At 69.3% G+C, this 26418-nt stretch carries 24 protein-coding genes; 12 read left to right on the top strand and 12 right to left on the bottom strand.

The genetic code is table 11. The annotated features are described in order from the left end of the window. The first annotated feature begins 73 nt into the window (after positions 1–73). Positions 74–523 (top strand): Hsp20/alpha crystallin family protein, encoded by a 450-nt coding sequence (locus ACYU7G_RS01315; RefSeq protein ID WP_461103963.1) that lies wholly within the window; start codon positions 74–76, stop codon positions 521–523. Between the two features lie 66 nt (positions 524–589). On the opposite strand, the gene ACYU7G_RS01320 is transcribed toward ACYU7G_RS01315, so the two are convergent. The 3 genes from ACYU7G_RS01320 to ACYU7G_RS01330 are packed head-to-tail and all read right to left on the bottom strand — an operon-like array spanning position 590 to position 4484. Beyond that, entirely contained in the window at positions 590–1273 is a 684-nt protein-coding gene (locus ACYU7G_RS01320) for a hypothetical protein (RefSeq protein ID WP_461103965.1), read from the bottom strand. Next, complete coding sequence (locus ACYU7G_RS01325; RefSeq protein WP_461103967.1) at positions 1270–2721, bottom strand: TIGR01777 family oxidoreductase; 1452 nt, start codon at positions 2719–2721, stop codon at positions 1270–1272. Before ACYU7G_RS01325 ends, ACYU7G_RS01320 begins: the two co-directional genes overlap by 4 nt. Before the next feature lie 35 nt (positions 2722–2756). Then, entirely contained in the window at positions 2757–4484 is a 1728-nt protein-coding gene (locus ACYU7G_RS01330) for a glycerol-3-phosphate dehydrogenase/oxidase (protein ID WP_461103969.1), read from the bottom strand. A 125-nt stretch (positions 4485–4609) separates the two neighbouring features. Here ACYU7G_RS01330 and ACYU7G_RS01335 point away from each other — a divergent pair, with 125 nt between their 5' ends. Then, entirely contained in the window at positions 4610–5581 is a 972-nt protein-coding gene (locus tag ACYU7G_RS01335) for a sugar-binding transcriptional regulator (RefSeq protein ID WP_461103971.1), read from the top strand. Between the two features lie 76 nt (positions 5582–5657). After that, on the top strand, positions 5658–6608 hold the full coding sequence (locus ACYU7G_RS01340) for an enoyl-CoA hydratase/isomerase family protein (RefSeq protein ID WP_461103973.1): 951 nt from the start codon (positions 5658–5660) through the stop codon (positions 6606–6608). Positions 6609–6642: 34 nt separating this feature from the next. On the opposite strand, the gene ACYU7G_RS01345 is transcribed toward ACYU7G_RS01340, so the two are convergent. Further along, the gene (locus ACYU7G_RS01345) at positions 6643–8094 is read right to left on the bottom strand and encodes a mannitol dehydrogenase family protein (RefSeq protein WP_461103975.1); all 1452 of its coding nucleotides are present in this window, start codon (positions 8092–8094) and stop codon (positions 6643–6645) included. Then, positions 8091–9464: an FAD-dependent oxidoreductase gene (locus ACYU7G_RS01350; protein WP_461103977.1), complete on the bottom strand. Its 1374-nt coding sequence runs from the start codon at positions 9462–9464 to the stop codon at positions 8091–8093. The genes ACYU7G_RS01345 and ACYU7G_RS01350 overlap by 4 nt, the downstream gene beginning before the upstream one ends. A gap of 212 nt (positions 9465–9676) precedes the next feature. Between ACYU7G_RS01350 and ACYU7G_RS01355 the strand changes: the two genes are divergently transcribed. From ACYU7G_RS01355 to ACYU7G_RS01370, 4 genes are read left to right on the top strand one after another with little or no spacing between them, the layout of a single operon-like run. Continuing rightward, the gene (locus tag ACYU7G_RS01355; RefSeq protein WP_461103979.1) at positions 9677–11017 is read left to right on the top strand and encodes an ABC transporter substrate-binding protein; all 1341 of its coding nucleotides are present in this window, start codon (positions 9677–9679) and stop codon (positions 11015–11017) included. A 21-nt stretch (positions 11018–11038) separates the two neighbouring features. Then, a complete protein-coding gene (locus ACYU7G_RS01360) occupies positions 11039–11995 on the top strand; it encodes a carbohydrate ABC transporter permease (RefSeq protein WP_461103981.1) in 957 nt (318 codons plus the stop codon). Beyond that, on the top strand, positions 11982–12824 hold the full coding sequence (locus ACYU7G_RS01365; protein WP_461103983.1) for a carbohydrate ABC transporter permease: 843 nt from the start codon (positions 11982–11984) through the stop codon (positions 12822–12824). Before ACYU7G_RS01360 ends, ACYU7G_RS01365 begins: the two co-directional genes overlap by 14 nt. 29 nt (positions 12825–12853) lie before the next feature. Then, a complete protein-coding gene (locus tag ACYU7G_RS01370) occupies positions 12854–13645 on the top strand; it encodes an alpha/beta hydrolase (RefSeq protein WP_461103985.1) in 792 nt (263 codons plus the stop codon). A gap of 6 nt (positions 13646–13651) precedes the next feature. Here ACYU7G_RS01370 and ACYU7G_RS01375 read toward each other — a convergent pair whose 3' ends face one another. From ACYU7G_RS01375 to ACYU7G_RS01405, 7 genes are all read right to left on the bottom strand, one after another. Beyond that, positions 13652–14662 carry a LacI family DNA-binding transcriptional regulator gene (locus ACYU7G_RS01375; RefSeq protein WP_461103987.1) on the bottom strand — a complete coding sequence of 337 codons (1011 nt, stop codon included), beginning with the start codon at positions 14660–14662 and terminating at the stop codon, positions 13652–13654. A 303-nt stretch (positions 14663–14965) separates the two neighbouring features. Further along, the gene (locus ACYU7G_RS01380; protein WP_461103989.1) at positions 14966–15610 is read right to left on the bottom strand and encodes a hypothetical protein; all 645 of its coding nucleotides are present in this window, start codon (positions 15608–15610) and stop codon (positions 14966–14968) included. After that, a complete protein-coding gene (gene xylB / locus ACYU7G_RS01385; protein WP_461103991.1) occupies positions 15603–17054 on the bottom strand; it encodes a xylulokinase in 1452 nt (483 codons plus the stop codon). Before xylB ends, ACYU7G_RS01380 begins: the two co-directional genes overlap by 8 nt. Before the next feature lie 18 nt (positions 17055–17072). After that, the gene (locus tag ACYU7G_RS01390; RefSeq protein WP_461103993.1) at positions 17073–17732 is read right to left on the bottom strand and encodes an SIS domain-containing protein; all 660 of its coding nucleotides are present in this window, start codon (positions 17730–17732) and stop codon (positions 17073–17075) included. A 26-nt stretch (positions 17733–17758) separates the two neighbouring features. Further along, positions 17759–19279 carry a sugar ABC transporter ATP-binding protein gene (locus ACYU7G_RS01395; RefSeq protein WP_461103995.1) on the bottom strand — a complete coding sequence of 507 codons (1521 nt, stop codon included), beginning with the start codon at positions 19277–19279 and terminating at the stop codon, positions 17759–17761. A 38-nt stretch (positions 19280–19317) separates the two neighbouring features. Then, positions 19318–20346 (bottom strand): substrate-binding domain-containing protein, encoded by a 1029-nt coding sequence (locus ACYU7G_RS01400; RefSeq protein ID WP_461103997.1) that lies wholly within the window; start codon positions 20344–20346, stop codon positions 19318–19320. A gap of 73 nt (positions 20347–20419) precedes the next feature. Next, positions 20420–21478, bottom strand: coding sequence for an ABC transporter permease (locus tag ACYU7G_RS01405; RefSeq protein ID WP_461103999.1), 1059 nt, complete (start codon positions 21476–21478; stop codon positions 20420–20422). 111 nt (positions 21479–21589) lie between these two features. Between ACYU7G_RS01405 and ACYU7G_RS01410 the strand changes: the two genes are divergently transcribed. From ACYU7G_RS01410 to trxA, 5 genes are all read left to right on the top strand, one after another. After that, a complete protein-coding gene (locus ACYU7G_RS01410) occupies positions 21590–22558 on the top strand; it encodes a sugar-binding transcriptional regulator (protein WP_461104001.1) in 969 nt (322 codons plus the stop codon). A gap of 198 nt (positions 22559–22756) precedes the next feature. After that, complete coding sequence (locus tag ACYU7G_RS01415) at positions 22757–23356, top strand: TetR/AcrR family transcriptional regulator (protein ID WP_461104003.1); 600 nt, start codon at positions 22757–22759, stop codon at positions 23354–23356. Between the two features lie 109 nt (positions 23357–23465). Beyond that, a complete protein-coding gene (locus ACYU7G_RS01420) occupies positions 23466–25178 on the top strand; it encodes an MFS transporter (protein ID WP_461104005.1) in 1713 nt (570 codons plus the stop codon). Beyond that, complete coding sequence (gene trxB / locus ACYU7G_RS01425) at positions 25091–26029, top strand: thioredoxin-disulfide reductase (protein WP_461104007.1); 939 nt, start codon at positions 25091–25093, stop codon at positions 26027–26029. The genes ACYU7G_RS01420 and trxB overlap by 88 nt, the downstream gene beginning before the upstream one ends. A gap of 66 nt (positions 26030–26095) precedes the next feature. Further along, entirely contained in the window at positions 26096–26416 is a 321-nt protein-coding gene (gene trxA, locus ACYU7G_RS01430) for a thioredoxin (protein ID WP_461104009.1), read from the top strand. Positions 26417–26418 lie beyond the last annotated feature (2 nt).

Here is a 26418-nt window from a genome sequence, read left to right on the forward strand (position 1 = left end):
TCTTCTCCTCCCTGTTCTAGAGTTGAGTGCATCAAGCTCAACCCCGTTCCCAAACAGAGGAAGGAAGCACAAAATGGCACGTAGTTTCGACCCGTTCCGTGAGATGGAGCGCCTCTTCGGCGAGGCCACCCGCTCGAGCCAGCCCGGCCTGGCGATGGACCTCTACCGCACAGGTGACCACTTCGTCGCCGCCTTCGACCTCCCAGGTGTGGACCCCTCCACCATCGACATCGACATGGACGACCGCACCCTCACCGTCCGGGCGGAGCGCCGCAACGCAGAGCTCGGCGAGGACGGCAAGTGGCTGGTGCGGGAGCGCACGTCCGGCACCGTCGCGCGGCAGCTGTCACTCGGCCGCGGCATCGACTCCGCCCGCATCAGCGCCGACTACCGCGATGGCGTCCTCGAGCTCACCATCCCGGTGGCCGAGGAGTCCAAGCCCCGCAAGATCGCGGTGCAGCACGCCGGCGCCAACCGCGAGATCGAACCCGAGGTGATCGAGGGGCAGACCGAGGACTCCTGACCCCGGACAGAATTGCAGGCGGCTCCGACTCGAACCGAGTCGGGGCCGCCTCGGCGTCTCCGGGGCTCAGGAGAACTGGACGAGACTGCGGTCCAGGCCGAGCGCGTCGACGATCTGGGCGATGGCCGGCTGCAGCGCGTCGTCGGAGTCCTTGAGCGCGAGCAGGATCCCGTTGGACGGATCCGTGAGGAGCATGACGGCGTTGTAGTTGCGCATCCCCTCGTTGACCTTGCGCACGTGGACGGCGCGGATCTCGGAGGCTGGGACGGACACGGCGATCCGGGGCTGCTTGCCGCCGGTCCACAGCGTGGCGGCCTCGCGGTCGAAACTGGCCACCTGCGCCGTCACCAGGCCCTTGGCCTTCCGGCCGCGGGACCTGGCGAAGGCCTTGTTCACCTGCAGGCTCGCGTTGCTGGCCACCACCGGCTTCACCAGGGAACCCTGCTTCATCGCGGTGACGCCCTCCAACTGGCCGGCAGCCGAACGGTTCAGCGCCACCACAACCACGACGACGATGGCCAGTGCGATGAACAGCCCGATGGCGGCGAGCATCCCGTCACCGGACTGGACAGCGTCGTAGAACCGGTAGCCGACGAACAGGACGAGGGCACCGACGAGGACCCAGGCGATCGGGTTCTTGTTGAATCTTATGGCTTCCCTCCCGGGGGTTGGGCCGAACCCCGTTGCGTTCCCGGCGTCCCGGACGGACCTCCACGCGGGGCCCGGGCTCGGCGGGCCCCAGTGAATCACACGCCGCGGCCAAGGACGTGGCGCAACTGGTCCTCCAGGTGGCGGTGCCGCAGCCGGTGACCGAGGTCCTGCAGCACGGCGGGCTCGACGCGCTGGTCGGCGGCGGCGAGTTCCCGGGCGCCCTGGGCACCGAGCAGGAGGCGGGGCCCGAGCGCGGGGACGGGGACGGCCGAGGGCCGGTACAGCACCCGCCCCAGCACCTCGGCGTACTCGCGAGCGGTCACGGGTTCGGGTGCGACAGCGTTGATCGGTCCCTCGTACCGCTCGTCCAGCGCGGCGGCGGCGTGGATGGCGGCCATGTCGTCGATGCCGACCCAACTCTGCCACTCGCGGTCGCCGAGCCGGCCCCCGACCCCCGCGAGGTAGAGGGGCAGGAACCGCGACAGGATTCCGGAGTCGGGGCTCTGCACCAGGCCCGTGCGGATGTTGGCCACCCGCACCCCGGCCGCGCGGGCCGGCTCGCAGGCCTGCTCCCACGCCACGCACACGTGGGCCAGGAAGTCGTCGCCCGGCGGGGCCACCTCCGGGAGCGGCGACGGCTCCTGGCCGCGGGCCCGCTCCTGCGCATGGGGCTGTGCCCCGTAGTAGCCGATCGCCGAGGCCGAGACCAGGGCCCTGCGCACCCCGTCGCCCGCCAGCGTTGCGAGCGCGCGGGCGATCGTGCCGGTGCCCGCAGCGCGGCTGGCCAGCATCCGTTGCTTGTTGGCGGCGGTGAACCGCCCCCCGATGGTGTGCCCGGCAAGGTGGACGACGGCGTCGCAGGCGGCCAGTTCGTCCAGCTCCACCCGCCCGCCGTCGGGGTCCCATGAGATCTCGTCAGGGCGGCGGGCCGGGCGGCGCACGAGTTGCAGGACGCGGTGGCCCCCGCCGCGCAGGAGGGCGGTGACCTGCCTGCCGATCATCCCCGACGCGCCGGTGACCGCCACCGTCCGAGGGGTGGCGTCCCGCTCGGTGTGGAACTCCAGGTCAGCCATGATCTGGCGCTCACGGTAGGCGAAGATCCGCCCGAGTTCGGAGAGGATGCGGCGCTCGGCGAACCGACCCGCGAGCGGCCGGGGCAGTTCGAATGTGACCCGGTCGGTCATCACGGTGCCGGCGCCGTCGTCGTCGAAGCCGCGCTCGTGGACCCACGAGCGCATCGGCCCGGAGACCATCTCGTCGGCGAAGGACCGCCCGGGGGTGAACTCGGTGTGGCGGGCAACCCAGCGCAGTTCGGGGCGCGGTAGCAGTGGGGAGAGCGCAGCCAGGGCCCCAGCCATCAGGCCCAGCGACCCGGGCGCCCCGATCCCCAGCTCCGCCGTCGCGCCCGGCTCGATGCTGTCGGCCTCCCGGCGCACGCTGCCGCCGAAGGGTGGGGCGAGCCGCTGGAGTGCACCGGGGCGGGTGAACCACTCGAACACCACCTGTCGGGGGAAGGGGAGATGGGTCAGGTGCTCGAAGCTGGGCATGGTCCCATCCTCCCCCGAGGATGGTCCGTTCCCGGTCAGTTCAGGGCGCCGCCCTCGATGACCTCCGGGGCCTCCAGGCGGGCGGCTGCGGCTTCGGCGTCGGTCGCCTGCTCCTCGGCGGCCAGTTCGGCGGCGATCCGTGCGCGGTAGCGCTCCTTCTCCCGGCTCTTGGTGGCCTCGTCCCAGCCCAGCACGTTGGCGGCGATGTCGGCCACCTCGTCGACGGCGGAGCCGCCGCGGTCGCGGGACTCGGAGTTGAGGCGGACCCGGGCCACGAGGATGTCCTCCAGGTGCAGCGCACCCTCCGCGGCGCAGGCGCGGTGCACCTCGGCCTTCAGGAAGCGGGGCGCGGCGGCCAGGGGTTCACCGAGCGCCGGGTCGCGGTCGATCTCGGCCAGCAGGTCACCCACCTCGGAGCCGTAGCGGGACAGGAGGTGCTTCATCCGGTCCGCGTCGAAGCCGTACTTGGCGCCGAGGTGCTCGGCCTGGTTGCGCACGGCGTCGAACCCGGCGGCGCCGAGCAGGGGCAGGTCCTTGGTGATCGACGGCTGCTGCTTGGCGCGCTGCTTGCCCAGGGCAAAGTCCACGGCGTCCTCGGCCATCACCCGGTAGGTGGTGAGCTTGCCGCCGGCGATGGCCACCATGCCGGGCGCCACCTCGGTGACGGTGTGCTCACGGGAGACCTTGGTGGACTTCGACTCGTCCAGCACGGCCGGCTGCAGCAGCGGCCTCAGACCCGCGTAGGTGCCGATGATGTCGTCGCGGGTGATCGGCGAGGCCAGCACCTCGTTGGCGTGGTCCAGCAGGTAGTCGATGTCCGCGCTGGTGGGCACGGGGTGCTGCAGTTCCTCGTGCCATGCGGTGTCGGTGGTGCCGATCACCCAGTAGTACTGCCACGGGATGATGAACAGCACGGACTTCTCGGTGCGCAGGAACATCCCGGAGGTGGCCTTGATCCGTTCGCGCGGCAGCACGATGTGGATCCCCTTCGACGCCAGCACCCGCAGGCCGCCGGAGCCCCCGGCGAGGGCCTGGGTCTTCTCCGTCCACACACCGGTGGCGTTGATGACGTGCTTGGCGCGCACCTCCACCTCGCGGCCGGTCTCCAGGTCCGTGACCTTCGCTCCGGTGACGCGGCCGTCGGCGTCGCGGGGGATCTCGGTGACGCGGGTCCGGCTGGCGGCCACGGCCCCGAGCGAGACGGCGGTGCGGATGAGCGTGATCACCAGGCGAGCGTCGTCGACGCGGGCGTCGTAGAACTCGATGGCGCCGATCAGGGCGTCCTTGCGGATGTCGGGGAACCGCGCGAGGGCGCCGTCCTTGCTGAGGTGGCGCTGGAACGGGACCGTCTTCCTGCCCGCGCCGAGGACGGCGAGGGCGTCGTAGAGGCCGACGCCGAGGGCGGAGTAGGCCCGCTCGATCACGCGCTGCTTCAGCGGCCACAGGAAGGGCTGGGCCTCCACCAGGTGGGGCGCGATCGTCGTGAGCAGGGCACCTCGCTCCGAGAGTGCCTCCGCCACGAGCTTGAAGTCGAGGTTGTAGAGGTAGCGCAGGCCACCGTGGACCAGTCGGGAGGAACGCGACGACGTGCCGGCGGCCCAGTCCTGGGCCTCGACGACGGCGGTGCGAAGTCCTCGGGCAGCGGCATCCAGTGCGATGCCGGCACCGGTGACGCCACCACCGATGACCAGTACGTCGAACTCCTCGCTCCCGAGTGCTTCTACAGCCTCGGCGCGTTGTTGGGGGGACAACTGCTCGGACATGGTTCTCCTTCGAATCGGCCTGCTCCCACATTCCCCCCTGCTGCACGTAGTTGCAAGGGCGATGCACGTTCGTGCAGGGAGCGGCTAGACTGTCGCAACAACCCGCGTCGCCAACGGAGGCCAACTTGCGTCGAAACAACGACACGCTGCTCAAGGTGGCGCGCATGTACCACGTCCAGGCCGAGACCATGGAGGCGATCGCCAACCAGCTCGGCGTGTCCCGCTCCACCGTCTCCCGCCTGCTCAAGGACGCCCGGGACCGCGGTCTGGTGCGTGTCAGCATCGTGGACCCGGACCGGCCCGCCACCCGCATCTCGGAGCTGTTCGAACGCTTCTTCCACGTCCAGGCACACCTGGTCAACGTCCGCCCCGGCGCCAGCAGCGTTTTCCGGCTGGAGCAGGTGGCGCGCGTGGCGGCCCGACTGCTGGACGAGACCGTCCGCAACGACGACACGGTGGGGATCGCCTGGGGCACCACGACGTCGGCGATGGCCTCGCAACTGCGCCCGCGGGACCTCAGCGGCGTCACCATCGTCGGCCTCAACGGCGGCGCCAACCACAGCACCACCGGGCTGCCGTACGTGGGCAGCATCCTGCAGCGCTTCGCCCAGGCGTTCAACGCCGACGAGCAGCTGTTCCCGCTGCCGGCGTTCTTCGACAACCCCGGGACCCGGCAGGCCATGTGGGCCGAGCGCAGCACCCAGCACATGCTGGGGGTCCGGGCCCGCACCCGGGTGGCGGTCTTCGGCGTCGGTGGCCTCGGCTCGGAACTCCAGTCCCACGTGTACGCATCCAACTACCTGAGCGCCGACGACCTCGGTGAGCTGAAGTCCAACAACGTCGTCGGCGACGTGTGCACCGTGATGCTGCGCGAGGACGGCACCTGGCGCGACATCGCCTTCAACGAGCGCGCCACCGGCATGACGCCCGACGAGCTGCGGCGCATCCCCAAGCGGATCTGCGTGGTCAGCGGCGCCAGCAAGGCCCCTGCGGTGCTGGGTGCCCTGCGCGCCGGGGTGGCGACGGACCTGGTGATCGACGACGAGACCGCCCGAGTGGTGCTGCGCCGGATGCGCCCGGGGCTGCGGCTCGAGTGATCCCGGAGCGGCGTCCAAAGCCGTCACCACTTGGGCGGTCACCGTTTGCAGCCGCTTCTCGCTTAGGCTGTGGGCCATGTCTGATCTGATCCGGACGTCCGTCACCGACGGACTCGCCCGCCTCACGCTCAACCGCCCCAAGGCCATCAACGCACTCAACCTGGAGATGCTGCAGGCCATGGTTTCCGCCCTGACTGGTTGGACCCGCCGCCAGTCGTACGACGGCCAGGAGGACCTCCCCGAGGTCTCCGCCGTGGAGTTCACCGCCGAGGGCGAGCGCGGCTTCAGCGCCGGCGCCGACGTCCGCGAACTGCTGGAGCTCGTCGAGTCCGACGGCGGCTGGCTGCAGTTCCTGGAGCTCGAGTACGCCCTCGACGGGCTGGTGCACAGCTACCCCAAGCCGACGCGCTCGGTGATGACGGGGATCACGATGGGCGGCGGCCTCGGGTTCGCGTCGAAAGCCGGCACCCGCGTCGTCGACCACAGCACGCTGATGGCAATGCCGGAGACCAAGATCGGCCTCTTCCCCGACGCCGGTGTCATGTACCAGCTGTCCCGCGCCGGCGGCGTCGGCACCCACGTGGCCCTGACGTCGGCCCAGTTCAACGGCGGCGACGCCATCCGCCTGGGCCTGGCCGACGAGTCCCTGGACCCGGACCTGCCCACGCCCCTTTTCGACGCTGCCGCCGAGTGGATCGACGAGTGCTACGCCGACGACGACGTCGTGGCGATCGCCGAACGCCTCGAGAACCACCCGCACCCCGACGCGCAGCAGGCGGCCCGCGACCTGCGCGCCCGCAGCCCCTTCGCCGTCACCGTCGCGCTGCGCGCCCTGCGCCGCGCCGAGACCCTGGACATCCCCGAGGTCCTCACCCAGGACCTGCGTCTGGCAGAGGGCGTCATCCCGGTGGACTTCGCCGAGGGCGTCCGGGCGGTGCTGGTGCGCAAGGACAACGCGCCCCGTTGGACCCACGAGCGCCTCGAGGACGTCCCCGCCGGACTGGTGGACGAGGTCTTCGCCTACTGAGGCCTTGTGTTGCTGGCAGCCTGGTGACCGGCCCTCAGACACCCAGGAGGGCGTCGGCGCCACCGCGTTCCAGCGATTCCGCCGCCGCCGCGTAGGAGCGGACGAACTCCGGGTCCTCGGCCAGCGCGGCCAGGGTCGGCAAACCGGTGAGGAACTCCAGCGGGGTGCCACTCGCGGCAGCCAGCAGCGCGTCGGCCGACTCGTCGTCCAGGGCGAACCGCCCGAGTCCGGCCTGCCGGTTCAGTTCCCGCCAGGTGGCCACCAGCCGCGCCCCGGCGTGCGGGGTGGCCCCGGAGCGGATCCGGTCCAGCAGCGTGGCGACGACGAACTTGGGCATCCGGTTGGAGGCGTCCGTCCCGAGCCGCGCGAGGGTGTCCGCGATGGCAGGGTTGCCGAAACGGCTGAGGAGCTCGTCGATGTAGCCGGCCACGTCCACCCCCTCCGGAACGGCCAGCGTGGGCGCGGCGTCCTGCTCCATGAACTCGCGCACGAAACCGGCGATCCGCGGATCAGCCAACGCCTCGTGCACGTACTCGTGGCCCGCCAACTGCCCGACGTAGGCCACGGCCTGGTGCCCGCCGTTGAGCAGCCGGATCTTCATCGTCTCGTAGGCGTGCACGTCGTCCACCATGGTGGCACCGGCGGCCGCGAGGTCCGGACGACCGGAGGGGAAGTGGTCCTCCACCACCCATTGCTCGAAGGGTTCGGCGACCACCGGCCAGGCGTCCTCGACGCCGAGCCGCTCCCGGACCCGTTCAACGTCGGCAGCCACGGTGACGGGGGTGATGCGGTCCACCATCGTCGACGGGAACGCCACGTTCTGGGCGATCCAGTCGGCCAGTTCCTCGTCCACGAGCCGCGCCACCGCCTCGACACTGCGGGCCGCCACCCGGCCGTTCCCCGGCACGTTGTCGCAGGACATCACGGTGAACGGGGCCACGCCGCGACGACGTCGCTCCCGCAGTGCCGCAACGATCCATCCGAACGCCGTCCGGGGCCTCACCAGCCCGCCGGCCGTCTCGGCGAGCACCAGTTCGTCGTCGACGGCCCGCCGGCTCCCGGTGGCGTCCTCCACGTAGCCGCCCTCGGTGATGGTCAGCGAGACGATCCGGACCGCCGGGTCCACCAGCTGTTCGAGAACGGCGTCGGCCTCGTCGTCGGCGTGGAGGAACCTCCGGATGGCGCCGATGACGTGGGCCTCGTCGGTACCGTCGGGATGCCGGAGGGTGAGGGTGTAGAGCCCGTCCTGGCCCGTGAGTGCCTCCCGCATCCGCAGGTCCCGCTCCAGCAACCCGATGCCGCAGATTCCCCAGTCCCGCGCATCCGGGTCCGTGTCCAGCAATCTGTCCACGTACATCGCCTGGTGGGCGCGGTGGAAGTTCCCGACGCCGAAGTGCACGATCCCCACGCCCACATCGTCGAGGTACTGGGGTGTGGTCACGTCGGCCGGCAACTCCTCGAGCGCGGCCCTGCTGAGTCTTCTCATCCCTGGCTCCTGTTCCCGGCCTCGACCAGATCCATGTCCACATTGTCGAAATCCACGATGGCGTCCTGCTCGATCAGCGTCCTGCGCAGCAGCTCGTGGTCCAGTTCGGGGAAGGGCACCTGGTTGGCGACGGCCAGCGCCGCGGCGGTGCCGGCCCCCTGCCCCATCGCCATGCAGGTGGCCATCACCCGCACCGAACCGAAACCCGGGCCGTCGGCGCTCAGGCACCTACCGGCGATGATGATGTTCACGCTCCCCTGCGGGATCAGGCAGCGCAGCGGCACGTTGTAGGGGCGTCGGAGCAGGACGAACTCGTTCTGATCGATGCTGTCGCTGTGGTGGATGTCAATGGTGTGGGCGCCCTTGGCGACGGTGTCCGGGAACGCCTTCGGGTGGATCACGTCGTCGCGGCTCAGCTCGTAGAGGCCGACGATGTGGTGGGTCTCCCGCACGCCGGTCTGGATGCCGGACTTGGCCAGCCAGGCGTCGCGGAACTCCGGGAACTCCTTGCGCATGGTGGCGATGAGCGCGTGCATCTTCTCCCGCAGGCTCATCTCGGTCCGCGAGAACCATTCCGGGTCGCTCGCGTCGGTGGGCTCGCGCAGCACGTTGATGCTTACGAAACCGTCGTGGAAGAACCGGTTGATCCAGGGCCCCCCGAACAGCGGCACCTCGCCCTGCTCGTGCAGTTCGGCCAGGCGTGCGCGGATGGACTCGGACACCGGGAGGATCCCGTCCACGGCGTCCCCGAACACGTACTCCAGCCCCGCGGTGTCCACCCCACCCAGCTGGAACCACAGCGTCGCCGGCTGCAGCACGTCGCCCTTGGTGGTGGGCAGGCCGGCGGCGCGCACGACGTCGGCGTCACCGGTGCAGTCGATCACGGCCCGGCACGCGATGGCGGTGCGGCCGGCCTTGTTCTGGACGATGACGTGGCTGATGTCCCCACCCACAGAGATGACGTCGGAGAACCAGGTGTGCAGCAGCACCGTGACGCCGGCCTCCAGCAACATCCGCTGTGCGGCTAGCTTGAGGATCTCGTCGTTGACGGGCCAGTTGCCGCTGTCCCGGTCCAGCTCCGCACCCCCCAGCTCCGCGGCCCGCTGCATCAGCTCCAGCGGGATGCCACCGATGTGCTGCTGTCCCGCCACCCGGAACTCACTGATGGGTGTGACCAGGGCGCTGGTTGCCATCCCTCCGACGAAGCCGTAACGCTCGATCAGGAGGGTGCGTGCCCCACCCCGGGCGGCGGCGACGGCAGCGATCACACCGGCCGGTCCACCACCGGCGACGACGACGTCGAAGGAGCCCGCCACCTCCACCCGGCGGGCAGGCTCGGACACGAACACCGCGCTGTTCTCTCGTCGCATGGTCTACCTCGGCCTCCGTCGCCCAAACTGCAGATTCTGGCGCAAGTATATGGTTTTACCGCAACTGGCGCCACCCCATCCTCACCGCGAATCCCTCAGGTAACGCGCAGGTCACGATCGGCCTGCATCCGTTGACCACTTCGCAAGTAGTTCGTTATACTCAGTGTGTGGGGCTGACCCCATGCGGCCCGCAGATATCAAGGAGGATAGAAATGCGTACCACGAAACGTGTGAGATTCGCCGTCTCCGCACTCGCGGCAGCCAGCCTGATGGTCGCCTGCAGCAACGGGGCGGACCCGGAGACCGGAGCCACCGGAACCCAAGGCACCGGGGGTGAGACCACCTCGGCCGGCAGCTCGGGAGCTGACGACGTCGAACTGCGAATGACCATCTGGTCCGCCAACCCGGACCACGTCGGGGTCTTCGAGTCCCTGGGCGCCGAGTTCGCCGAGCAGAACGACCGCGTCTCCAGCGTCACCATCGAGAGCTTCAACCTGGCTGACCTGGACACCCTGTTCACCACCCAGATCGCCGCCGGCAATGCCCCCGACGTCAGCTGGTTGCCCGTCGAGAGCAGCGCCGAGTACATCGATGCCGGTGCGCTCCTGGACCTCAGCGGCATCATCGCGGACACGCCTGATTTCGACTTCGACGACTTCATCCCGTCGCTGCTCGAGCGCTGGCAGGTGGACGACGCCGTCTACGGCATCCCGTTCTCCACCGGCCCGCTGATCATGTACTACAACAAGGACCTCTACGCGCAGGCCGGCGTCAAGGATCCGGGACAGCTGATCGAGGAGGGCAACTGGAACTGGGACACGTTCCGCCAGACCTCCAAGGAAGTCCATGACGCCCTTGACCTGCCTGGCTACGTCCTCAACGACTTCGACTTCAAGAACTGGACCAGACTGCTGCCCTACCTGACCGCGTACGGGGCCTCGCCGTGGAGCGACGACTCCACCGCCTGCACCCTGAACGCCCCGGAGGCCGTCGACGCCCTCTCGGTGTTCCACGGCATGACCTTCGACGACGGCTCCATGCCCATCCCGGGCCAGCAGGTGGACTTCTGGGGCGGCGGCGCGGCCGCCACCTCGGCGTTCCTCGGCTCCAGCGCCAACCTCTCCGAGGTGGACTTCGAGTGGGGCATCGCCCCCACGCCCGGCGGTCCCGCAGGCGACGTCGTCGCAACGGGCCAGGCCTCGATCGTGGCCTTCGCCGCAGGCAACAACACCGAGGAAGCACAGGAGCTGGTGGCGTTCCTGGGTGGCAAGGAGCCGATGGCGGAGTACTCTGCGTTCTTCCCGCCCATCCGGGAGAGCGTGCTGACCCCGGAGGTCCTCACCGCGAACTCCGAAGTCCTCACGCCCGAGTCCGTGGTGCCGATCATCGAGGGCATCAAGGACAACGGTCAGGTCTTCCCCGTCACCAAGAGCAACGCCAAGGTCACCGACGCCCTGAACTCCTCGCTGGATGAGCTGTTCTACCAGCCCGGGATCGACGTCGAACAGGCCCTCAGCGGCGTCTGTGAGGCCATCGGCCCAATGCTCCCCTGAGGTTAGGGCCAACTCGCAACCATGACCACAAGCAAGGACACCACCGTCCCGGCTCCCGGAGGAATCGGGGGGTCGGGACGGGCCCGGGTACGTCGCAGTTCCGTGCACCAGGGGCGCAACCTGTTCGGCTACGCACTGCTGGCGCCACAGACGCTGGGCATGCTCGTCGTCGGGATCGTCGCGCTCGGCGGGGTGGTGCAGCTCAGCCTCACCCACGTCAACGTGCTGGCAGGCACCCGCGAGTTCGTCGGGCTCGAGAACTACGCGCGGATCTTCCAGGACCCGGAGATGTCGGTGGTGTTGGCCAACACCTTCTTCTTCGTCGTGGTGCTCAGCATCGGCGGCACTGTGCTCGCCCTTGCGCTGGCTCTGCTGCTGAACCAGAAGCTGGCAGGGATCAACATCTTCCGCGCGGCCATCTTCATCCCGGCGCTGGTCACGACGGTGGCGTGGACTTTGGTGTGGAGCTTCATCCTGCAGCCCGGTGGCCTGCTCGACGGCATCGTTGGGCTGGTGGGTGCTGGGCCGTACCCGTGGTTGCGGGGTGGCTGGCTGACGCTGGCCGTGTTCGCCGTGATCCAGCTCACCAAGAACGTGGGCATCAACATGATGATCTTCCTGGCCGCGCTGCAGGCGGTCCCGCAGGAGCTGATCGACGCCGCCCACGTCGACGGGACGGGGCGCTGGTCACGCTTCCGGCACGTGGTGTTCCCGCAGATCTCACCGGCCATCATCATGGTCTTCATGCTGATGGTCAGCGGCTCCTTCAAGGTGTTCGAGCTGGTGCTGCTACTCACCAACGGCGGTCCGGGAGTGCAGACCTCCGTCCTGGCGTTCGAGATCTTCCGGCAGGCGTTCCGGCTCAACGACATCGGCTACGCCGCCGCGTTGTCCGTGTTCCTGTTCGTCCTGGTGATCGCCCTGATCGGCATCATCTGGCAGCTCCGAAAGAGGTTGGTGTTCCATGAACAGGACTAGCTCGTGGTTGCGGAACCTTCCCACCTACGTCCTCCTCACGGTGGTCTCGCTGCTGTTCATCGGCCCGGTGCTGTGGATGGTCAGCGGTTCGTTCAAGTCCATCACGGAGATCCTCAAGTACCCGCCGGTGCTGTTCCCCGAGGTGTTCCGGTGGGAGAACTACGCGGAGGTGTTCACGCTGCAGCCGTTCGCGCGGCAGATCCTGAACTCGGCGTTGGTGATGGTGCTGGTGTGCCTGCTCACCCTGCTGCTGGCCATCCCGGCCGGCTACGCACTGGCACGGGTCCGCCCCGCCGGCACCGCCGTCATCTTCATCATCCTGCTCAGCGGCGTGTTCATCCCGCCGGAGGCCGTCATCATCCCGCTGTTCCAGGCCGCCGCGCAGATCGGCTGGGTGGACACCTTCTACCCGCTGGTGATCTTCACCTCCGTGCTGTCCACGGGCCCGGTGGCGATGTTCATCATGCGCCAGGCCTTCCTCACGCTGCCCGCCGAGTTCGAGGAGGCCGCCACCCTCGACGGCGCCAGCCGCGGCCGCACCATGATGCAGATCTTCCTGCCGCTGGTGCGCCCCTCCATCGCTTCCGCCGTGGTGTTCACCGCGTGGTTCAGCTGGAACCAGTTCCTGGAACCACTGGTGTACCTGCGCTCACAGACCATGCTCACGGTGCCCGTCGCCCTCACCCTGTTCGAGGACCCACTGGCCGGCCCGCGCTGGAACGTCCAGATGGCCGCCACCACCTTGTCCGTGCTGCCGGTGCTGATCGTGTTCTTCCTCGCCCAGAAGCACGTGGTCTCCGGCCTGACCGCCGGCGGCCTCAAGTCCTGAACCGCCAGACCTCCTGAGATGGGACCGCCATGCCTGCCACCTTCTCCGCACCACTTCGCCTGGAGTACCTGCAGTACACGGTGAACTCCACCCGGCAGCAGTTCGAGACCATCCTTAGGGTGCTCGAACCGTCCCGGGAGCCCCAGGGGCCGGCGGCGTCACGGCGGGTGGTCCTCCTGCTGCCCTCGACTCCGGAGCTGAGCCACCGTTCCGGCGACGGCCTCGACGAGGTGCTGCGCCACGATCTGCACAACCGCCACGACATGGTCGTCGTGGCACCCACCTACTCCGACTGGCCGTGGATGACGGACCTGCCGGACCAGCCCATGTTCCAGCAGCTGATGTTCTTCCTGGAGGAGATCGTCCCCTTCGTGGAGCAGCTCTACCCGTCGTCGCCACGGCTGCTCGTCGGATACAGCAAGGGCGGCTCGGCGGCGCTCCAGATCCTGCTGCGCCACCCCGAGCTCTTCGCCGCGGCCGCCGCCTTCGACTCCCCGGTGATGAAGACCGCGCCGGACCAGTGGGAGATGCCCTACTTCTGGCCCAACCCGGAGCACTTCGAGGCCTTCTCCATCCCGAACCTGCTGCGCACGCGCGGCGCACTCCTCGGGGACGCTGCCCGGATCGCGCTGCTGGGCTACGGCAACTTCGGCAAGGACGCTCCCGACTGGAGCCGCGACCACCTGGGCGAGGCGCACCAACTGCTGGACGAGCTGGGCATCCCCCACTTCTATGACAACGAACGACGCCGCGCGCACCGGTGGGACTCCGGCTGGCTGCCCGAGGCCATCGCCACGCTGGACCAGATGACCCGCCCCTGACCCTGCTCAGGCAGGGCTGGCCGGCGGTGCGCTGGAGGCGCGGTGTACCACGTGGGCGGCGGGCTCGTTGAGAACTACCTCGCCCTCGCCCGGCTCCCGGATCTGCTCCACCAGTAGCTCGACGCCCACCCGCCCCAGCTCCCCGAGCGGCATCGCCACGACGGTGAGAGCAGGGCTCAGGTGGGGGGCGAACCAGGTGTCGTGGATGCTGACCAGGGACACGTCCCTGCCCACCTGCCGACCCGAGGCGATCACCCCGGCGTGCACACCCAGCGCGCTCGTGGTGGAGACCACCACCAGCGCCGTCGCGTTGCCGCCACTGGCGTAGTAGCTCTCCACCACCTGACGCGCAGACCCCGCCTCCCAGCCGCCCGTGATGGGCGGGTGTGGCGTCAGCCCGGCGCCGGCCATGGCCGTCAGGTAACCCTGGTAGCGACGCTCGGACGAGGAGCCCTCGGCTCCGACCAACGCGACGCGGCTGTGGCCGAGCTCAATCAGGTGCGACGTGGCAAGCGACGCCGCGCCGGCGTCGTCCAACCGCACGGTGCGGGAGCCGGGGCTGGCGTCGGCGTTGAACAGCACCGTCGGCATCGCGGGGGTCGCGTGCAATGCGGGGCGGTCCCCTGCGTAGCCGCCCTGGATAAGCAGCCCGTCCACCCGGCGTCCCTGAGCGAGGCTGCGGAGGGCTTCCGGGCGGGAGGCCAGTTCGGCGGCATTGAGCAACATGAGTGAGTAGCCCGCCGCCGTCGCCGCGGCCTCGGCGTTCTCCACCATGCGGGCGTAGATGGGGTCGGTCACGTGGTAGAGCGCAAAACCGAGTAGTCCCGTCTGCTTGCTGCGCAGTGCCCGGGCCGACGCGTGGGGGGTGTACTGGAGCATGTCGATGGCCGCCTGCACCCGGACCCTTGTATCGTCGCGAATCTTGAGGTTGGGGTCGTCGTTGATCAGCCGGGAGACCAGCCCGGGTGAGACCCCGGCCAGTTTGGCGACATCGGAGAGTCGGGCACTCTTCGCCACATCGTCTCCTTGCCGACTCGAGCCCCGTGCACACCGCGCGCACGGAGGGCTCAATCGTAATACCTGTGCGCGGCGCCACCAACGACCGGGCGTTCAACCCCATGGGTACTGGAGGCTCTTGTTGCAGACGTGAGCGGAAACCCTTTGCCGAGCAACTGGACCTGACGCGCGAGCGCCGTCAACGCTGCCGCTATCTCAGACGCTGCCGCTGTCTTCAAACCCTCTGGGTACACCGGCAGCGTCTGGAGTTACCGGTTAGCGGTAGCGTCAGGAGCCAACGGCAGCGTCAGCCAGCGCCTACAGTCAGGCGTCGCCCCAGAGCGCCCGACCAACCACCAGGTGCCGCCCACCCGCGGCCACCACCGACGCCGCCACCTCCGGCGTGACCCCGCCGTCGACGCCCACGCGCCCACGGCCCCCGGCCAGCTCCGCGACGACGTCGATGGCCGCCGGGTCCGCGACGCCCTTGGTGCCGGGTTCGATCAGCATCACCAGGAACCCGTCGGCCGCGGCGTCGTCCTGCCCCGGTGCACCGGACACCTCCACCCAACGCTCGACGCCGTCGGCAATCGAGGGCGCCAGCCACGCCAGCACCTCCGACCGCGCCACCCAGCGTCGGACCCCAAGACCCTGCAGGCTCCGGCCGACGTCGGCCACGGCCTGTGCCACGTCCGGCCCGTCGGCCAGCACCATGAGGTGCACCTCCACCCGCACGCCGGGCAGCTTCCGCAGGATGCGCCCGACGTCACCGGTGTCCACCCCGGTGTTGTGCAGGTTTCCGTCTGCGTCGCGTCGGAGGATGACGTCGGCGTGCACCCACTGTCCCGCACGGTGCGCAGTGCCCGCACCGGCCACCCGGAGCTCCGGGGGCAGGGCGTAGACACTGGCCGCCACGTCCACCGGAAGCGACGTCGTCCACGCGGCCGGTCCGACGACGGGCTCAGCCATCGGCAGGGGCCGCGTCCAGGGCGTCGACGGCAGCGGCCTGGCGGTAGCGGGCCCACCGTCGCTCCGAGCGGGGACGCGGTTCTGCCACTCGCGTGCGCTCCGGTGCCAGTTCCTGCATCAGTTCGGTGAGCGGTCGTCCGGTGGCCAGTGCCAGGGCCTGCAGCCCGGCACCGCGGGCAACGGCCTGTTCGGTCTCGGCCACGTCAATCGGCCTGCCGAGCGCGTCGGCGAGGAACTGGGCGTAGGCGGCCGAGCGGGCACCACCACCGACGGCGAGCGCCGGCCCCGACGTGTGCACGCCAGCCTCCGCCAGCAACTCGGCGCACACGAGCAGCCCCCACACCACGCCCTCGTAGGCGGCGCGGGCGAGCTGCTCGCGCGTGGTGTCGGCGGTGATGTCAGCCAACAGACCACTTGACCGCGGACGGTTCGGGGTGCGTTCGCCGTCGAGGAAGGCCACCAGCACCGGCCCCTCCTCGTCGGCCGCCAGGGCCAGACGCGCGAGCTCCTCGTGGTCCACGCCCAGCAGGCGGGCGAAGGTGTCGGTGACCCGTGTGGAGTTGAGCGTGCACGCCAGGGGCAGGAACCCGCCCTGCATGGCTGCGACGCCGTTGAGCAGCCCGGTGGGGTCCCGCACGGGATCAGGTGTGGGACTGAAGACCACGCCGGAGGTGCCCAGTGCGATGCACATCTGCCCGGTGGTCAGCCCGAGGCCGACGGCGGAGGCGTGCTGGTCGCCGCCGCCCGCGCCCACCACCGCGCCGGGCTTGATGCCCAGCTCTGCAGCGGCGTCGGGCAGTACCGTGCCGATCACCTCGTCCGGGCCGGCCACCCGCGGCACCATGGTCTCCCAGTCCCGGTCGGAGGAGACTGCGCGCAGCAGCTCGAAGGCGTACTCGTTGCGGTCGGGGTCGAAGTAGCCGGTCCCGGAGGCCTCGGAACGGTCAGTGACGAACTCACCGGTCAGGCGGTAGGTGAGGTAGTCGTGCGGCAGCAGCATGGTGGCCATGCGCTCAGCGTTGTCCGGCTCGTTGGCGAACAGCCACGCCACCTTCCCGATGGTGAAGGCCGCTGTCGGGAGGGATCCGGTCCGTTCGATGAACGCCTCCGGGCCAAGGTTTCCGATCAGTTTGCGCAGCTCACCGTCGCTGCTGGTGTCGTTCCACAACTTGGCCGGGCGGATGACCTCACCGGCCGCGTCCAGGGCCACCAGGCCGTGGCACTGCCCGGCGATGGAAACCGCCATCACCTCGGCGTCGGGGCGTTCCGCGAGCGCGGCCCGGAAGGCCGCCACGAGTGCCGTCCACCAAGCCTGCGGATCCTGCTCACTGACCGGCGGCGATGTCTGCGGGTGGGCAGCCGTGCGGCTGGCCACCAGTTCGAAGCCGTCGACGGTGCGCAGCTCCACCTTGCAGCTCTGCGTCGACGAGTCGACGCCTGCCACCACTGCAACCATCGCGGATCAGCCCGCCCGCAGTTCGGCCAGGTTGAGCGGTTCGATGGCCAGGGTCTCCAGCTCGTCCGGCAGTTCTGTCTTGGCGCCCACCGCGCCACCGGGGTGGGTGTGGTGCACCTTCTTCCAGCTGTAGCCGCGGGCCCGCATCAGGACCGTGGCCATGGCGTCGCCCCAGATGGCGTGCGCCAGGGTGGATCCCATGGCGATGATCCCGCCCAGGTCCAGCTCCGGGTCCTTGCCGACGACGACGGTGAGGTCCGCCTTGCGCGTCATGGGGGTGTCCGGGGTGACGGTGAGCGCGATCACGCCGGCGCCCCGGTCCTGGGCGCGGGTGACGAGGTCGTTGATCTCGTCGGAGCCGCCGCCCTTGGAGATGACGATCACGATGTCGCCCTCGGTGACGACGCCGAGAGTGCCGTGCAGGGCGTCCATCGGGGGGAGGTAGATGGCGGGGGTGCCGGTGACGGCGAAGATGTGCGCCATGCGGCGGGCGATGGTGCCCGAGGTGCCCGAGCCGCTCACGAAGACCTTGCCGCGGCACCCGAACAACAACCTGGCTGCGGTGACCGATGCCTCGTCCAGTTCGCCCGCGACGGCGGCCACGCCGGCGGCCTCGGTGGCAATCCGTTCGCGCGCCGTGGCCAGGATCTCATCCAGCTCAGACATTTCTGCTGTTCCTCTCAATTGCTTTCTCAGTGGCTCCAGGCGGCCTTGCGCAGGTCCGCGTCAGTGAGTTCGACGGCGGGGGTGCTCTTCCCGGAGCAGCGGCCGTCGCTGAAGATGACGACGTCGTCGGCCACGGCCAGGATCTCCTCCTCCTCGGAAGAGACGACGATGACCGTCAGTCCCTCGTCGGCGGCGAGCTCCCGCAGCATGCGGTGGATCTCCTTCTTGACGCCGATGTCCACGCCCTTGGTGGGCTCGTCCAGCAGCAGCACCTTGGGGCGCTGCGCCAGGACGCGGGCCAGCAGCACCTTCTGCTGGTTGCCGCCCGAGAGGCTGGAGACGGGGGCGTCGCGGTTGCCGCGCACCCGCATGGTGTCCATGTACTCGTGCGCGGCGGCGGCCATGGCCTGCGGCTGCAGCACGATCCCCTTCGTGAAGCGCTTCACCACGGGCAGCGTCACGTTGTCCATGCTGTTGCGCAGCGGGATGATGCCGTCGGTCTTGCGCTCCTCGGTGAGGTAGGCGATTCCCAGCCGCTGCGCCTGCGACGGCGTCCGCGGCACGTAGGGCTTGCCGAACAGTTCGATGGTGCCGGACTCCACTCCGCCCAGCCCGACGAGGGCGCGCAGCAACTCCGTGCGGCCCGAGCCGATCAGCCCGTAGATGCCCAGCACCCGGCCCGCGTGGGCGGTGAGGGAGACGTCGTCCAGGTCCCGGTTGCGCAGGTTGTTGACGCGCAGCACCACCTCGCCGGGCGGGTTGGACTCCCCCTCGCTGAGGGACTGCACCTGGACGCCGTCGGCGGTGGTGGTGGCGGGTTCGCCGGTGATGGCCTCGATGACCAGTTCCTGGGAGACGCTGTTGACGTCCGCGTCGATCCTGACCTCGCCGTCCACCAGCGCGACGATCCTGTCGGCGACGGCGTAGAGCTCGCTCATCTTGTGGTCGATCAGCAGGATTCCCAGTCCGCGTTCCTTGGACAGTTCCCGCACCAGGTCCAGGAACTGGTTCACCTGCTCGGCCTCGAGCGAGGTGGTGGGCTCGTCCAGCAGCAGGTACTTGGCGTCGCGGTGGGTGGCGACGGCGATCTCCAGCAGCTGCCGGGTGGCCACCGGGTAGTCTCCCAGCCGCCTGTCGACGTCGATGTCCAGCTTGAAGTCCTGCACCAGTTCCCGGGCCACCTTGCGCATTCCGCGCTTGTCCAGCGCGGGGCCGGAGCGCAGCTCCTCGCCCAGAAAGATGTTCTCGGTGATGGTGAGGTTGGGCAGCAGCGCCAGCTCCTGGTACACCGTCGAGATGCCGTGGCGCATGGCGTCCTGCGGCCCGGTGAACCGCATCTCCTCACCATCCAGGTGGATGGTGCCCTCCTCGGGGCGGATGGCGCCGGAGAGGCACTTCAGCAGCGTCGACTTGCCCGCGCCGTTGTGCCCCACCAGCCCCACCACTTCTCCCGGACGAAGGGAGATGGAGACACCCTTCAGCACGCGTGTGCCCGCGTAGATCTTCACGATCCCCTCGGCCCGCCAACCTGCCTTCTCAGTGGACATCTCCAGCTCCCTTCGTTTCCGGTCCTGTTGTGTTTGACTCAGCCGAGCTCGTTCTCAGCCGGCTGCTCGCCGTCGGAGAACACCTTGAGGTCCTGCAGGGCCTCGTGCTCGACGGTGCCGCCGTCGAACCAGGTCTTGATCTGCTCGATCACCAGCTGGCCGTAGAGCTCGGGCTCCTGGGCGACGCAGCCGGGGTAGACGTCGGTGGTGGGCTCGCCCTCGGCGCAGAAGCCGTAGACCTTGACGTCGTGGTTGCCGCCGGTGACGGCCTGGATGGCGCCGTAGGCGGCGGGGCCGGTGGAGGCGAAGATGACGTTGATGTCAGGGTTGCCCTGCAGCATCTCCTGGGTCACGCGCAGGCTGTCGTCGGGCTTGACGTTGCCGTCCACCACGGCCACCACCTCGGCGTTCGGGTTGGCGGAGATGCCCTCCTCGAAGCCCTCGTCGCGCTGGACGACGGGGATCTCGTCGGGCTCGGAGACGAAGCCCACCTTGATCTCGGCGTCGGCACCCATGTGCTCCAGCACCAGCTCGGCGGACTGGCGGCCGCCGGCGAAGTTGTCAGCGCCCAGGTACTGGACGATCTTGGCGCCCTGGGCTGCCATGGCGTCCGGGTCCACGGTGACGTTGACGGTGAACACCGGGATGCCGGCGTCGTTGGCGGCCTTGACGATGGCCGCGGCGGGTGCCGACTTCACGGGGTTGAGGGCGATGGCGCACGGATCGCGCTGGATCATGGCGGTCACCTGGGCCAGCTGCTCGGCGTCGTCGTCGCCGGCGACCTGGACCTCGACGTCGAAGCCGGCCTCAGCACCGGCCTCCTCGAAGCCCTTCTTCATGTAGACGTAGTAGGGGTTGGTCAGGTTGGGCAGGGAGACGGCGACGAACGGGTTCTCCGAGTCGCAGGACTCCGGGCGGGGGATCTCGTCCAGGTAGATGCTGGCGGCGGCGGTCTCGTCGCCACCGGTGGATTCGGTGCCCTGGGTCTCAGTGGGGGCCACGCCCGTGCTGCACGCGGCCAGCAGGAGCGCGGAGATGCCCGCGGCTGCCGTGAAGAGCTTCCTCATGTTGTTTCGTCCTTTCGTGGAGGAAGTTGGGATGCGCATGGCCGTGCGTGGCCGGGCGCGTTGGTGGGTTGGTTCAGGATTGGGTGTCGTCGCCCGCCCCGGCAGCGGCCGAGGTCTCGGCGCCGGTGGCGTCGGATGGTTGTTTGGACCCGTCGTCCTGGTTGCTGCGGATGCGACGCAAGCCGGTGCGCTGCGCGGCGGTGCGACGGCGGTAGCCGTCGAGGGTGACGCCCAGCAGGATGATGACGCCGATCACGAGCGGCTGCCAGAAGCTGGGGACGCCGAGGACGTTCATGCCGTTGGAGACGGTGGCGATCAGGATGGCGCCGATGAACGCGCCGAGGATGGTGCCGGTGCCACCGAAGAGGCTGACGCCGCCCACCACCGCGGAGGCGATGGAGTAGAACTGCTCGTTGCCGGAGCCGGCGCTGGGGTAGCCCACCATGAGGCGGCTCATGGTGATCAGTCCACCCATGGCGGCGCAGATGCCGCTGACGACGTAGGCGGAGATGGTGACGCGTGCGATGTTGATTCCGGCCAGGCGGCTGGTCTCCTTGTTGCCGCCCACCGCGTACAGGTGCACGCCGTAGGGGGTGCGGTGCAGGATGAACATGAAGATCAGCAGCGCGATGACCACGAGCACCACCGGCGTGGGGATGCCGGCCAAGGAGCCGCGGCCGATGGTGGCGAACATCGGGTCTGCCACGTTCACGGACTGGGCGCTGGTGAGGATCATCGGGATGGAGGCGGTGATCCCGAACGTGGCGAAGGTCACGATGAACGGCGGTAGCCCGACGTAGTGGACAACGATGCCGTTGAACAGGCCCACCGCGATGCCGGCGAGCACTGCCACGATGATGGCCACCCACCAGGGGAACCCGGCCGCCATGGTGAGCGCCGCGAGCATGCCGGTGAGTGCGATGTTGGAGCCGACGGACAGGTCGATGCCGCCTGTCAGCAGCACGAAGGTCTGGCCGAGGGCGAGGAAGGCCACCACAACGCCGTTCTCGAGGAGCACCGTGAGGTTGCCGGTGGTGGCGAACCGCGGGGACATGATCGCCATGGCGATGGCCACGAGGACCAGGACACCGAGGATCCCCAGCTCATCTGGGAGCTTGAACCGAGATTTCACGACGCCTCCTTGGGTCGAATGTGCTCACTTGAGCGTTTCCGCGTGTTGGGCACACTCTAACGAGCGCCAGAACGATTGACAACCCCATGTTTCACACAGGATGATGCTCATATGAGCGAGACACCAGATACTGATGAGCGCGCGACGGAGCAGCAGCTCGCCGTGCTCGCAGCCCGGCTCTACTACCTCGAGGACCTGACCAAGGTCCAGATAGCCGACAGGCTGCAGGTCTCCCGGTTCAAGGTGGCCCGGCTGCTGACGATGGCGCGCGAGACCGGGATCGTCACCGTCGCCATCAACCAGAAGCCCCAACCACAGGACCGGTTGACCACCCAGCTGCAGCACCGGCTGGGCCTACGCGAGTGCATCGTGATCCCCACCACCGGCTCGGCCGACCCACGACGTCGGGTGGCCGCGGCCGGGGCCGGCTTCCTTTCCCGGCGCCTGGTGCCCGACGACGTCCTGGGGCTGTCGTGGGGCCGGACCCTGGCACTGATGACGGAGCACCTCATCGAGCTGCCACCGGTGAAGGTGGTGCAGCTCACCGGCTCCTTGGGCAGCGTGCTGGCGATCTCGCCCATCGAGATCCTCCGGCGCGCGACATCGCACTCCGGCGGTGCAGCGATCCCGATCATGGCCCCCCTCGTCGCGGACAATGCAGAGGCCGCTGCCATGATGCGGGAGCAGTCCCAGATCCGGCTGGCGCTGGACACCTTCTCCGAACTCACCGTCGCCATGTTGTCCGTGGGTTCCTGGGAGCCTGCCACCACGCAGATGCGCAGCTACCTGGACGAGCCGCTGGTGTCCGAGCTCGAGGCGGCCGGGGTGGAGGGGGAGGTCTCCGGCATCTTCCTGACCCGGGACGGCGAGGTGATCCAGACCCCGCAGTTGCAGCGCCTGATCGGGATCACGGCCGACGAGCTACGGACGGTTCCCGAGATCGTGGTGGTGGCTGAGGGCGTCGCAAAGGCCGGCACGGTGGTGGCCGCCGTCCGTGCCGGGATCGCCAACACCCTGATCATCGACGTCGCGCTGGCAACAGCCATCCTGGAGCTCCTCGAGTCGCCCCAGTCGGCCTGACCCCCACCCCCAGTCGCCCTGACTCGCCACACCCAAAGTTGCCCCCTGAGGTGCGAGGTACGATCCTCGAAGGGCCTTGCCAGATCCACTTGCCGGATGCACTTCGAGGCTCACTGGCGCTCGCACCTCAGTGCGACTGGGAAGAGAGCCGCTCGCACCTGGGGAAGGGGACCGCGCACAGCTCGATAGGCTGTTGACGTGCCCAGGATCTCCGCAGCCACCGTCGCTGAACACAGGGCGATCATCCAGAACAAGCTGGTTGACGCCGCCGAGGAGATCCTGCGCTCCGGCGAGCCGGAGAAACTGACCGCCGCCACCGTGGCCCAGGCCGCCGGCATCGCACGCAACTCCATCTACCGCTACGTGGACTCCGTCGACGACCTGCACGGCATGGTGCTGGCCCGTTCCCTGCCTGGCTGGCTGGAGGCCGTCGACGCCGCACTGGCCGACGTCGAGGACCCGACAGAGCGCATCGTCGTGTGGACCGCGGCCAACCTCCGGGAGTCGGCGCGCACCGGCCACGGCTGGTTGATGATGCTGGGCCGCACCGACGTCTCCCCCGCCAGCGAGGCCATCATGGAGCAGGCGCACAAGGTGATGCGCGATGCCCTGGCCTCCGCCTGGGGGGCGCTGCTCCCCGATCCCACAGCCGCCCGGATCGCCGGCGGCCTGACCCGCGGCGTGCTCGAGGCCGGCTTCCGGCAGCTCGACGCCGGGGAACCCATCGACGCCGTGGTGGCGGTGTCCACCAACGCGGTCCGCGGCATCGTGGCCGGCCTGACCACGCACCACGCCTGACCCATCCCGTTCGGCCCCGCGGCACACACCCCCAACCCCTCTTTGAGACACCCTGTCTCGAAGTGTTACCATTGTTGGAGACACCACGTCTCTATCACTGGGAAATCGCATGGAAACCGAGGTTCGAACCGGCGGCCAACCCACCAACGCCGCTCCACCAGACCACCGCGCCACGCGCCGCGAGTGGGCTGGCCTGTGGGTGCTGGCGCTCTCGCTGGCCATGATCGTGCTGGACGGCACCATCGTCGGCGTCTCCCTGCCGACGATCATCGCCGACCTGGGCCTCAGCCTCACCGACGCGCAGTGGGTGGGCAGCCTCTACTCCGTCGTGCTGGCCGCCCTGCTGCTGACCGCCGGTCGGCTCGGGGACCGGTTGGGGCGACGTCGTCTCCTGCTGGTGGGCATAGCGACGTTCGTCCTCGGCAGCATCGCGGCGGCACTGGCCACGGACCCCGCTCTGCTGATCAGCTCCCGCGCGCTGCAGGGTGTGGGTGGCGCGCTCATCCTGCCCACCACCCTCTCTTCGGTGAACGCCACCTTCCGTGGCCCGGACCGGGCAGCTGCGTTCGGCATCTGGGGCGCGGTCATGTCCGGCGCAGCCGCCGTCGGTCCGCTGCTGGGTGGTTGGCTCACCACCGCCGCAGACTGGCGCTGGATCTTCTGGGTGAACGTGCCCATCGGGGCCGCGCTGCTGGTGGCCGCTCCCCTGCTGGTTCCCGAGACCCGCAGCGACGAGGACTTCTCCCGGGTGGACATCCTGGGGCCGGTGCTGTCCGCCATCGGTTTCGGTGCGCTGGTGTTCGGCCTGATCGAGGGCAATGACCTCGGCTGGTGGGTTCCCAAGGCACCGCTCGAACTCGGCCCGCTGCACTGGGGCACCGACGCCCCCGTCTCCGCCGTCCCGGTGGTGCTGCTCGTCGGCCTCGTCGCCATCGGCTGCTTCGTCCTGCACGAGACCCGCCGCCAGCGTCACGGCACCGGCGGCGTCCTGGACGTGTCGCTGTTCGCCATCCCCACCTTCTCGCTCGGCAACGTCACCGCGGGCCTTGTGGCCGTGGGCGAGTTCGCGCTGGTGTTCGTGCTGCCCCTGCACCTGGTGGTCTCGCTGGGCCTCGACGCCCTGGGCGCCGGCCTGGTGCTGGCCGCCATGGCCGGTGGCGCCTTCATCGCCGGGGCCGCCGCCCGTCACCTGGCCGCGGCCATCGGGGCGGCACGGGTGGTGGTCCTGGGACTGGCCCTCGAGGTGGCAGGTGCGCTGGTCACCGCCTTCCTGGTGGGAGCCGGGTCCAGTCCGTGGTTGGTGGCTTTGGCGCTGCTCCCCTACGGCCTCGGCCTCGGGCTGGCCGCCGCCCAGCTCACCTCCACCGTCCTGCGCGACGTCCCAGTCGCAGCCTCCGGCGCTGGCTCAGCCACCCAGAGCACAGTACGCCAGGTGGGTTCGGCATTCGGCAGCGCGCTGGGTGGGACAGCGCTGGCAATCGGTCTGGGTGATTTGACTATGCAGCAGGCCACGGCCACCCGGTTCTCGTCGGCCAGCGCGATTGCCGTCGGCGTGGCCGCGGCGGTGCTGGCCCTTGGGCTGGTGTTCTCGCTGCTGGTGGAACGCTCCGCCGATGCCCCCGGCCCCGCGCGGGCAAAGCCGTCGGCGAACGAGCGCCGTCGATGGGGAAGTCCCGTCAACTGCCACATAGGATGGGGGACGATCGCCCATCCGCCACACCCTCAGGAGCATGCATGTCCGAAGAGATCCACGACCTCATCATCATCGGATCCGGACCGGCCGGCTACACCGCGGCCATCTATGCAGCCCGCGCGTCGCTGAACCCCGTCATCTTCGAGGGCTCGTTCGACGCCGGCGGTGCCCTGATGAACACCACCGAGGTGGAGAACTTCCCCGGCTTCTCGGAGGGCATCATGGGCCCGGCGCTCATGGATGAGATGCGCAAGCAGGCGCTGCGCTTCGGCGCCAACATCATCACCGACGACGCCACCGCGCTGGACCTGACCGGTGACGTGAAGCTCGTCACGGACTCCGACGACAAGGTCTGGAAGGCCCACGCGGTCATCCTCGCCATGGGCTCGGGCTACCGCAAGCTCGGCATCCCGGACGAGGAGCGCCTCTCCGGCCGCGGCGTGTCCTGGTGCGCCACCTGCGACGGCGCGTTCTTCCGCGACAAGCCCATCGCCGTCGTCGGCGGCGGCGACTCCGCCATGGAGGAGGCCACCTTCCTCAGCCGCTTCGGCTCCAGCGTGGCCGTCATCCACCGTCGCGACGAACTGCGCGCGTCGGCGATCATGGCCGCCCGCGCGGAGAAGGACCCCAAGATCAGCTTCGAGTGGAACTCCGCGGTCACCGCCATCAACGGCGACAAGTCCGTCGAGTCCCTCACCCTCACCGACACCATCACCGGGGAGGAGCGCGACTACCCCGTCAACGGCCTGTTCATCGCCATCGGCCACGAGCCGCGCTCCGAACTGGTGGCCGGCCAGGTGGACCTCGATGGCGAGGGCTACGTCCTCACCCAGCACGGCTCCACCGCCACCAACCTGCGCGGCGTGTTCGCCTGCGGTGACCTCGTCGACCACACCTACCGGCAGGCCATCACCGCCGCCGGCAGCGGCTGCGCTGCTGCCCTGGACGCCGAGAAGTTCCTCGCGGCGCTCAACGACTGACCACAACCACAGGACTAGAATGGTCCATCACGCCCCACCGGGGCATGACCTAGGAAGGCCGAAAACATGGCAGTGACTGACGTGACCACCGCTACTTTCCCCGGCGAGGTCCTCGCGGCGGACCAGCTCGTGGTCGTCGACTACTGGGCGGACTGGTGCGGGCCCTGCAAGCAGCTGTCCCCCATCGTCGAGGAGCTCTCCAACACCTACGCCGGGCAGGTGAAGTTCGTGAAGGTGGACACCTCCGCGGAGACCGCCCTGGCGGCCGAGCGCGGCATCCTCAGCCTGCCCACACTGGAGTTCATCAAGGGCGGCGAGATCGTGCAGTCGATCTCCGGCGGCAAGTCGAAGAACGCCCTGAAGAAGGTCATCGAAGAGCACCTCTGATC

It is taken from the genome of Tessaracoccus terricola (assembly GCF_054776555.1).